The organism is Acidovorax sp. LjRoot129, from assembly GCF_964253765.1.
GTDB lineage: Bacteria > Pseudomonadota > Gammaproteobacteria > Burkholderiales > Burkholderiaceae_C > Acidovorax.
Map to the genome: position 1 here is coordinate 202758 of NZ_CAXUSE020000001.1, position 9136 is coordinate 211893.

Sequence of the window (9136 nt, forward strand, 5' to 3'; positions counted from 1 at the left end):
GGGTAAACCCTAATATCACCCCATCGCCCGGCAATATCGTCACGAGCGTTAGAAAAGGGAACTGAAATGACTGCCTTCGCACACGTAGAACACCTGACTGAACACCCCGGCGTGGTCCGCGCCGAAAACGCCGCCGCCGCCCTGAAGCGCGCTGCCGCCAACTTCGACGGCGCCCGTGGCGCTGCCACCCTGCTGCTGGCGGCCGTTGTGTCCGCGCTGCTGGTTGTGGCCAACCAGGTGATCGACACCTGGAGCGAAGGCCACCTGCTGGCCGCTTGGATGGTGCTGTGGTTGGTGGCATTTGGCGCCCTGGCCCTGCTGGCTTCGCCCGCACGCCGTGCCGGTGCTGCCCTGCGTGTTGCTGGCCGTGCCTGGACTGAAAGCCGCCGCCGCGCAGCCGAAGACCAACGCACCTGGAACGTTGCCATGAAGGATCCCCGCATCATGGCCGAACTGAACCATGCCATGGGCGTGGCCACGGTGAACGACATCCGCCGGTACTACTGAGCGTGCGCTGCGCAGACCGCGCAGCCAAAAGAATCTTCAAGCCGTGGCGAGCAATCGCCACGGCTTTTTTCATGGCGGGTGAACTGCTGATCGCGGTGGACTGCGCGCAAGCAATGCAGTATCCAATACATGCCATGAAAAAGCCGCCCATTCCGTAGAAGGGGCGGCTTTGAGGGGCAGCTACACCAGAGGTGGTGTGTGCTTAAGCGTTCAAGCGCTTTTCCAGCTGCGCCTTGGTCTGCAGCAGAGCCACTGGCAGGTGGTAGGCCAGTTGCTCGAAGTGGGCGTCGTGCAGCTTGAACTCCTCAGCCCACGCCGCCTTGTCGATGCTCGTGACGGCTTCGAACTTCTGGGCGCTGAAATCCAGTCCTGTCCAGTTGATCTCGGCGTACTGGGGTGCCACGCCGAACATCGTCTCCGTGCCCTGGGCCTGGCCTTCGATGCGGTCGATCATCCACTTGAGCACGCGCATGTTGTCGCCATAACCCGGCCACACGAACTTGCCGGCCTCGTCCTTGCGGAACCAGTTCACGCAGAAGACCTTGGGCAGTGCCTTGCCTGTGGCGGCGATCTTGCCTTCCATGTTCAGCCAGTGCTGGAAGTAGTCGCTCATGTTGTAGCCGCAGAACGGCAGCATGGCGAACGGGTCGCGGCGCACCACGCCCTGGGCGCCGAACGCGGCGGCGGTGGTCTCCGAACCCATGGTCGCGGCCATGTACACACCTTCCGTCCAGGTGCGGGCTTCCGTCACCAGCGGCACGGTGGTCGAGCGGCGGCCACCGAAGATGAACGCATCGATCGCCACGCCATTGGCGTCATCCCACTGCGCATCCAGCGCCGGGTTGTTGGCGGCAGCCACCGTGAAGCGCGAGTTGGGGTGCGCGGCCTTGGCGCCGGTTTCCTTGGCGATCTGGGGCGTCCAGTCCTTGCCTTGCCAGTCGATCAGGTGGTCCGGGAGCTTGCCGGTGTCTTTTTCCATGCCTTCCCACCACACGTCGCCATCGTCCGTCAGGGCGACGTTGGTGAAGATCACATCCTTGCCCAGCGAGAGCATGCAGTTCGGGTTGGTGTGCATGTTGGTGCCGGGGGCCACGCCGAAGTAGCCGGCTTCAGGGTTGATGGCGACCATCTTGCCGTCCGCGTTGGGCTTGATCCAGGCGATGTCGTCACCGATGGTGGTGATCTTCCAGCCGGCAAAACCTGCCTCGGGCGGCACCAGCATCGAGAAATTGGTCTTGCCGCAGGCGCTGGGGAAGGCAGCTGCCACGTGGTACTTCTTGCCAGCGGGGTTGGTCACACCCAGGATGAGCATGTGCTCGGCCAGCCAGCCCTGGTCGCGGCCCATGGTCGATGCGATGCGCAGGGCCAGGCACTTCTTGCCCAGCAGCGCGTTGCCGCCGTAGCCGGAGCCGTAGGACCAGATCTCGCGCGTTTCGGGGTAGTGGACGATGTACTTGACCTTGGGGTTGCAGGGCCAGCTGGTGGTGTCCTTCTCGCCGTCTGCCAGGGGGGCGCCCACGGTGTGCATGCAGGGCACAAACTCGCCTTCCACGCCCAGCACGTCGTACACGGCCTTGCCCATGCGGGTCATCAGGCGCTGGTTCACGGCCACGTAGGCGCTGTCGCTCAGCTCCACACCGATGTGGGCAATGTGGCTGCCCAGCGGGCCCATGCTGAAGGGCACCACATACATGGTGCGGCCCTTCATGCAGCCATCAAACAGCGGCTGCAGCGTGGCGCGCATTTCGGCGGGGGCCATCCAGTTGTTGGTTGGGCCGGCGTCTTCCTTCTGGGCCGAGCAGATGTAGGTCCGGTCTTCAACGCGTGCCACGTCCGATGGGTCGGACCACGCAAGGTAGCTGCCGGGGCGCTTGGCGGGATTGAGCTTCTTGAAAGTGCCGGCATCGACAAGCTGCTGGCACAGGCGGTCGTACTCTTCCTTCGAACCATCGCACCAGTAAATGGTGTCGGGCTTGCACAGCGCGGCCATGTCGGCCACCCAGGCGAGCAGCCTCGCGTTCTTGACGTAAGCGGGGGCGTTGAGATTCAGGCCCTGCATCATGGGTGCGTTCATCGGGAGCTTCCTAAGTTAAAAAACAGTTTTTTCAAAGGAAGCGGACCGGAGGAACGCGGCAAGGCCTGGCGCAGTTGCGATGCTGAGCGCTGCCTTTGAAAAAACGGCTTTCGTGCTCAGTCGGCGGGCGGGTGCGTGGTGCGGCCCCACGGGGGTGGAGGCTAGTGCCACGGATTCCGCGGGTCGGCTGGGATGTCGATTTTATGAATCTGCCATCCCTTTGTCTGTCAGACTGGGGGGAAAACCATGCAAAAGATGCATGGGGTTATGCGGAGCTATCTCGCAGGGCGTGTATTCAGAACTGCCCAGCCAAGCCAGCCTTCCACCGCTCATAACCCGACTGCCGCAACGCGCAGGCCGGGCAGGTGCCGCAGCCATGGCCCCAGGCATGCAGCGTGCCGCGCACCCCGTGGTAGCAGGTGTGCGACTCGGTGATGATCAGCTCCACCAGCGCATCGCCGCCCAGGGTGCGCGCCAGCTCCCAGGTCGATGCCTTGTCGATCCACATGAGCGGCGTCTCGAAGGTGAAGCGCTGCCCCATGCCCAGCGACACCGCCACTTGCAGCGCCTTGAGCGTGTCGTCGCGGCAATCGGGGTAGCCCGAGAAGTCGGTCTCGCACATGCCGCCCACCAGCGTATGCAGGCCGCGCCGGTAGCCCACCGCGGCGGCCAGGTTGAAGAACAGCAGGTTGCGCCCGGGCACGAAGGTGTTGGGCAGCCCGGCTGCGGTCATCCGAATCTCGGCATCGCTGGTCAGCGCCGTGTCACTGATGCGGCCCAGCACCGCCAGGTCCAGCATGTGGTCCTCGCCCAGCCGCTCGCGCCACTGCGGGAAGCGGTCGCGCAGTGCTGCCAGCACGGTCTGGCGCGCCTGCAGCTCCACATGGTGGCGCTGGCCGTAGTCAAAACCGATGGTCTCCACATGGGCAAACTGCGTCAGCGCCCAGGCCAGGCAGGTGGTGGAGTCCTGTCCACCAGAGAAAAGAACGAGGGCGTGTCCGGGTCGCATGGGGGAGGGCTCCTGGGGCGGTGGTGATGGGGACGATAGGCCGGTGCGGGCGAAAAAAAACCCCGCAGCGCGGGGCTTGTCAGCGATGTTCCGCGCTGATCAGGCCATGTACACGGCGATGAAGGCCAGCAGGAACATCATCACGCCACCGACCACGGGCAGCACCACGGGGGCGACGTGGACCACGTTTTCCACAGGGTCGTGGGGATGCGATTCGGAAGCGTGGTGGGTGGTGTTGTGTTCGGACATGGGTGACTCCAGATGCTTAAAACTTGCGCAATTCTATCCGCCGGCGGCCCGGGGCGGCCAAAACGCTCAGATCAGCGCCGCCTCCATGCCCGCCGAGCGCAGCCGCTCCAGCACGTCGTCGATGTGCGATTTGCCCCGGGTCTGCAGGACCAGTTCGATCTCCACGTTCTGCGCGGCCAGCATGGTGAAGGCGCGCTGGTGGTGCACTTCTTCGATATTGGCGCCAGCGTCGGCCACGGTGGCGGTGATGCGCGCCAGCACGCCGGGCACGTCGCGCGCGCTGACCTTGATGCGCGCCAGGCGGCCGGAGCGCACCATGCCGCGCTCAATGATGGCGGCCAGCAGCAGCGGGTCGATATTGCCGCCGCACAGCACCAGCCCCACGCGCTTGCCCTTGAAACGCTCGGGGTAGCGCACCAGTGCGGCCAAGCCCGCAGCGCCTGCGCCTTCGACCAGGGTTTTTTCGATCTCCAGCAACATCAGCACGGCCTGCTCGATATCGCCTTCATCCACCAGCACCAGGTCGTCCACCAGGCGTTTGACGATCTCCTGCGTGATCTTGCCGGGCGTGCCCACGGCGATGCCTTCCGCGATGGTCGAGGTGCCCTGCGGGTGGCTGGTGCCCTTGACCGCGTTCACCATGGCCGGAAAACGGGTGGTCTGCACGCCCACGATTTCGATGCCCGGCTTGATGGCCTTGGCCGCCGTGGCCACGCCCGAGATCAGCCCGCCGCCGCCGACGGCGATGATGAGCGTGTCCAGGTCAGGCACGGCCTGCAGCATCTCCAGGCCCAGCGTGCCCTGGCCTGCCGCGACGCCTTCATCGTCGTAAGGGTGCACAAAAGTCAGCCCCTGGGCGTCGGCCAGCGCATAGGCATGGGCACGGGCTTCTTCCAGCGTGTCGCCATGCAGGACGACCTCGGCGCCAAACCCGCGCGTGCGCTCCACCTTCACGCCGGGCGTAAAACGCGGCATCACGATCACGGCGCGCAGCCCCAGCCGCTGCGCGTGGTACGCCACGCCCTGCGCATGGTTGCCCGCGCTCATGGCCACCACGCCCCGGGCGCGCTCTTCATCGGACAGCAGCGTGAGCCGGTTGCACGCGCCGCGCTCCTTGAAGGACGCCGTGAATTGCAGGTTCTCGAACTTGAGGAACACCTGCGCCCCCACGATCTGCGAGAGCGTCTTGGATTCCACGCAGGGGGTATCGAGCACATGGCCCTGCAGGCGGGTGGCGGCGTCGCGGATGTCTTGGAGGGTGAGCATGGGGGCGATTGTGGCCGAAGGCGGGTGCAGGGACGAGCCGGGCTGACATTGCGTGAAATCTAAATAAAAAACGGCTCCAGCGCTTGTCTACTATTAATAGTTCGCTATCAAAAAGTATCCAAAGCGCCTAACTTCCACCGCGAAGTTATGCCGTTGGCCAGCAACCACTTCATTGCCTACGCAGCTGGCGCAGTGGTTCTAGGGCAAGAGGAGGGAGCGAGGGCGTGCCGGTGTGGATGATAGGAACCGCCGGTCGCCGCTCTCAGGCGGACGTGTGAACGAACGGTCCGGTTACCTCCCACCTCCCCGTTGGTGAGCCAAGCTCAATCCGTGAGTGGGTACCCCGAGCCTTCGCCTCACCCGCTGCACGCCGGCCTTTTTTTCCGCAGGCAAGCGATCATCCGCCCGCGCCCAAAGCTGCTTGATACTCATAGAGCCAATCGTTGGTATCAATCGGTCGGATGAAGAGCGCACGTCGTGCTGAGCCCTGAGGGTAGAGGCGAGCCGGCCGGCCCGCCCCGACGAGCAATTAGTCTGCGAAGCCGTCTGCGGCGACGTTGCCCAAATGAAAGCGCAATGCTGGATGTTCCTGTGCGGGTTGCTGTTCGCCCGCCTTGTAGATCAGGCCCGTCCCTACGTTTTGGGGAGTCGTCAGGCGGCGGATCGACAAAAGCTGCTGGGCACCGGAACCGGACAGCCTCGAAAAGCCTTCGCCTTCGTTCACGCTGTAGAAAAAGACATAGGCCCGCAGGAGTTGGCCCTGCGCGTTGATCTTGACGCAAAGGACATTGCCCACCTGGGCTCCAGAGGTCTGATGTTCACACCCGAAGAGGCCATTGCTGGTGGCGACCAGACCGTTGCCAGTGGAAGTGGCTCCCAGGTTGCTTGTCAATTGCACAGCGTCCGTAATGAGTCCTTCGGAGCCGAGTGAGGTCAATGTCCACAGGCCCATCAAGCTCGAGGCTGCGAAGGGGTAGCCGAAATTGAAACGGGAGATGGCTTTCTCGGGCTCGCCCGGGAGGGTGATGAATCCCGTCGCGCCACTGGTGAATCGAAAGGTCACTGTGCCCGCACTGCCGGCTTCTTTGCCCGAAAGCGCCCCGCTGCCGAGATAGCGGCCACCGGTGTAGCGAACGAGCGGTGCAGCCACCTTGTCATCGGAAATTTTGCCAGTGGCCAGATAAAACGTGGGTTGCCCGCTGTTTTCGTAGGCATACATCTGCATGACGAACGTGTCGTTCTGCACGTCAATGGCCAGCCCCCGGCCGGGCTTTCCGTCCAATTCCGAACTTACCACCCACGTGCCCGCTTGTGGCGCAAAGGCATGCGCAGCCATCGCGCCCATGAAAACTGCGGCAACTGCGATTCTTTTCAAAAACATTGGGAACCCTCCGTCAAACGTGACATTGTTGTGTGCGGAGGAAATGTAGCGGGATTTGTCTTCGCGTAACAGAACAATACGGAGAAATTGAGGAGGCCGCTTTTGCGGGTGGGCGCTCGTCAGCCTTTTTTCACCACCCGCAGCACCTCCACCCCATACGCCTCCAGTTTCTTCGCTCCCATCCCCGAAATGCCCTGCAGGTCTTCCAGCGTCGCGGGGTTGCGGTCCGCAATCGCGGCCAGCGTCGCATCGTGAAAGATCACGTACGCCGGCAGGTTGTGCTCTTTGGCCACCTCGGCGCGCCAGGCCTTGAGGTTGATGAAGCGCACTTGCGCGTCCGGCCCCAGGTTGGCGGCAGCGGCGGGCGGGGAGCTGCTTTTGCGGCTGCGTTTGGCGGGGGCGGACGACACCGATTCGCGCAGTTGCACCGGGACCTCGCCCTTGAGCACGGAGCGCGAGCCCTCGGTGAGGCACAGGGTGTCAAAGCTGTGGCCGCTGTCCAGCATGACCTTCTGCAGGCCCAGCGCGCCCGTGGCGATCAGCTGGCGCAGCACGCCGCGCAACTGGGGTTCGCTCAGGTCCGCGCCGATGCCGAAGGTGGAGATTTTCTCGTGCCCGAACTGCGCGACCTTCTCGGTCTTCTTGCCGCGCAGGATGTCCATGATGTGCCCGGTGCCAAAACTGATGCCGCTGGCCTGGTTCACGCGGTAGATGGTGGAGAGCAGCTTGCGCGCTGCGTCGGTAGCGTCCCAGATGGCGGGCGGCGTCAGGCAGTTGTCGCAGTTCCCGCACGGCGTGGAGGATTCGCCGAAGTAGGCCAGCAGCCGCACGCGGCGGCAGTCGGTGGCCTCGGCCAGCGCCAGCAGCGCGTCGAGCTTGCCGCGCAGCGCCTGCTTGAACTCCTCGCCCGCCGGGCTCTCGTCGATCATGCGGCGCTGGTTGACCACGTCGTTCAGGCCGTAGGCCATCCAGGCATCGGCGTTCAGGCCGTCGCGGCCCGCGCGGCCGGTCTCCTGGTAGTAGCCCTCGATGTTCTTGGGCATGTCCACGTGCGCCACGAAGCGCACGTCGGGCTTGTCGATGCCCATGCCGAACGCGATGGTGGCCACCATCACGATGCCCTCTTCGCGCAAAAAGCGGTCCTGGTTCTTCTGGCGCACCTTGGTGTCGAGCCCCGCGTGGTAAGGCAGGGCGTTGACGCCCGCGTCGCTCAGCGTCGATGCCAGCTCTTCCACGCGTTTTCTGGACTGGCAGTACACCACGCCGGCCTCGCCCGCATGCTCGCGCTCGATGAAGCGCAGCAGCTGCGTGGTGGCGTCCTTTTTTTCCTCGATGCGGTAGCGGATGTTGGGCCGGTCAAAGCTGCTGATGAACAGCCGCGCGTCTTCCAGCTGCAGCCGCTCGATGATGTCGGCGCGCGTGAGGTCGTCGGCCGTGGCGGTGAGCGCAATGCGCGGCACACCGGCATAGCGCTCGTGCAGCACCGTGAGCGCCCGGTACTCGGGGCGAAAGTCGTGGCCCCACTGGCTCACGCAATGCGCTTCGTCGATGGCAAAGAGGCTCAGGCAACCCTGCTGGTACAGGTCATCCAGCAGGCCCAGGAAACGCGGCGTGTTCAGCCGCTCGGGCGCGGCATACAGCAGCGTGATCGCGCCGGTCTGCAGCCGAAATTCCACATCCTGCGCTTCGTCGTAGCTCAGTGTGGAGTTGAGGAACGCTGCGTCCACACCCGCCTCGTGCAGCGCGCCCACCTGGTCGTGCATCAGCGCGATCAGCGGCGAGATCACGATGGTCACCCCGCGCCCCTGCTGCTGGCGCACGATGGCCGGCACCTGGTAGCACAGGCTCTTGCCGCCGCCCGTGGGCATCAGCACCAGTGCGTCGCCGCCGGCAATCACATGCTCGACGATGGCCTGCTGCGGGCCGCGAAACTGCTCGTAGCCAAAAACGTTCTGCAGGACGGTGTGCGCGGGGGACGACGCGGAAGACAGGCGAGAGGACAAACGGATACTCTGAATTTGATAGCTGCAAGCGCTTGTCTATCAAGCGCTAGGGGCCAATTTGATCGTTATTGCGGCAGGCGAGCCTGCGGGCAAAGGGGCTTATTGTGCGCCGGGCGCTGCGCGCCCGCCAAGCGACCTGCGCGGGGACGCCCCACGCCAGGCCCCAACGGCCGGCACGGCTCCGCAGATGTCTCCATGCGAGCTGCGCCCGGACGAAAAAAAACCGGCTCCGAAGAGCCGGTTTTGCACGCGAGGGTGACGAGACGAGGGCTTAGTAGCGACCGCCGCCGTAGCCACCGTTGCCGTAGCCGACGTCCGAGCGCTTCTCGGCGCCGTAGCCAGCGGGGCTGTAGCCGCCGGAGCCGCCACCTTCTTCGCGTGGGCGGGCCAGGTTCACCACAATCGAGCGGCCATCGACGGACATGCCGTGCAGGGCGGTGATGGCGGCCTGGGCGACATCGGCAGACGCCATTTCCACAAAACCGAAGCCCTTGGAACGGCCGGTTTCGCGGTCCATCATCACGCGGGCAGAAGACACGCCGCCGAACTCGGAAAAGTTGCTTTCCAGAACGGCATTGGTCACGGAGTAGGGCAGGTTGCCCACATAAATCTTGGTGCTCATGGGAGAGTCTTTCTAAAAGATGGCG

Annotated in this window: 8 protein-coding genes; 1 reads left to right on the forward strand and 7 read right to left on the reverse strand. The window is 64.3% G+C overall.

Translation table 11 applies throughout. The annotated features are described in order from the left end of the window. Positions 1–66: 66 nt before the first annotated feature. Entirely contained in the window at positions 67–507 is a 441-nt protein-coding gene (locus ACSQ3Q_RS00985; protein ID WP_436132577.1) for a hypothetical protein, read from the forward strand. 202 nt (positions 508–709) lie between these two features. On the opposite strand, the gene ACSQ3Q_RS00990 is transcribed toward ACSQ3Q_RS00985, so the two are convergent. The 7 genes from ACSQ3Q_RS00990 to ACSQ3Q_RS01020 form a co-directional block, all read right to left on the reverse strand. Further along, entirely contained in the window at positions 710–2581 is a 1872-nt protein-coding gene (locus tag ACSQ3Q_RS00990) for a phosphoenolpyruvate carboxykinase (GTP) (protein WP_436132578.1), read from the reverse strand. A gap of 295 nt (positions 2582–2876) precedes the next feature. Next, positions 2877–3590 carry a 7-cyano-7-deazaguanine synthase QueC gene (gene queC, locus ACSQ3Q_RS00995; protein WP_436132579.1) on the reverse strand — a complete coding sequence of 238 codons (714 nt, stop codon included), beginning with the start codon at positions 3588–3590 and terminating at the stop codon, positions 2877–2879. Between the two features lie 99 nt (positions 3591–3689). Continuing rightward, complete coding sequence (locus tag ACSQ3Q_RS01000; protein ID WP_436132580.1) at positions 3690–3839, reverse strand: hypothetical protein; 150 nt, start codon at positions 3837–3839, stop codon at positions 3690–3692. A 66-nt stretch (positions 3840–3905) separates the two neighbouring features. Then, positions 3906–5105: a threonine ammonia-lyase gene (locus tag ACSQ3Q_RS01005; RefSeq protein WP_436132581.1), complete on the reverse strand. Its 1200-nt coding sequence runs from the start codon at positions 5103–5105 to the stop codon at positions 3906–3908. Positions 5106–5634: 529 nt separating this feature from the next. Next, positions 5635–6486: a hypothetical protein gene (locus ACSQ3Q_RS01010; RefSeq protein ID WP_436132582.1), complete on the reverse strand. Its 852-nt coding sequence runs from the start codon at positions 6484–6486 to the stop codon at positions 5635–5637. A gap of 119 nt (positions 6487–6605) precedes the next feature. Further along, on the reverse strand, positions 6606–8489 hold the full coding sequence (recQ, locus tag ACSQ3Q_RS01015; RefSeq protein WP_436132583.1) for a DNA helicase RecQ: 1884 nt from the start codon (positions 8487–8489) through the stop codon (positions 6606–6608). 271 nt (positions 8490–8760) lie between these two features. After that, positions 8761–9111 (reverse strand): RNA recognition motif domain-containing protein, encoded by a 351-nt coding sequence (locus ACSQ3Q_RS01020; RefSeq protein ID WP_436132584.1) that lies wholly within the window; start codon positions 9109–9111, stop codon positions 8761–8763. Positions 9112–9136 lie beyond the last annotated feature (25 nt).

Bases quoted from the DNA above. Each gene is read 5' to 3' on its own strand.
- ACSQ3Q_RS00985 (WP_436132577.1), top strand. From the start codon at position 67: ATGACTGCCTTCGCACACGTAGAACACCTGACTGAACACCCCGGCGTG.
- ACSQ3Q_RS00990 (WP_436132578.1), bottom strand. From the start codon at position 2,581: ATGAACGCACCCATGATGCAGGGCCTGAATCTCAACGCCCCCGCTTAC.
- queC (WP_436132579.1), bottom strand. From the start codon at position 3,590: ATGCGACCCGGACACGCCCTCGTTCTTTTCTCTGGTGGACAGGACTCC.
- ACSQ3Q_RS01000 (WP_436132580.1), bottom strand. From the start codon at position 3,839: ATGTCCGAACACAACACCACCCACCACGCTTCCGAATCGCATCCCCAC.
- ACSQ3Q_RS01005 (WP_436132581.1), bottom strand. From the start codon at position 5,105: ATGCTCACCCTCCAAGACATCCGCGACGCCGCCACCCGCCTGCAGGGC.
- ACSQ3Q_RS01010 (WP_436132582.1), bottom strand. From the start codon at position 6,486: ATGTTTTTGAAAAGAATCGCAGTTGCCGCAGTTTTCATGGGCGCGATG.
- ACSQ3Q_RS01020 (WP_436132584.1), bottom strand. From the start codon at position 9,111: ATGAGCACCAAGATTTATGTGGGCAACCTGCCCTACTCCGTGACCAAT.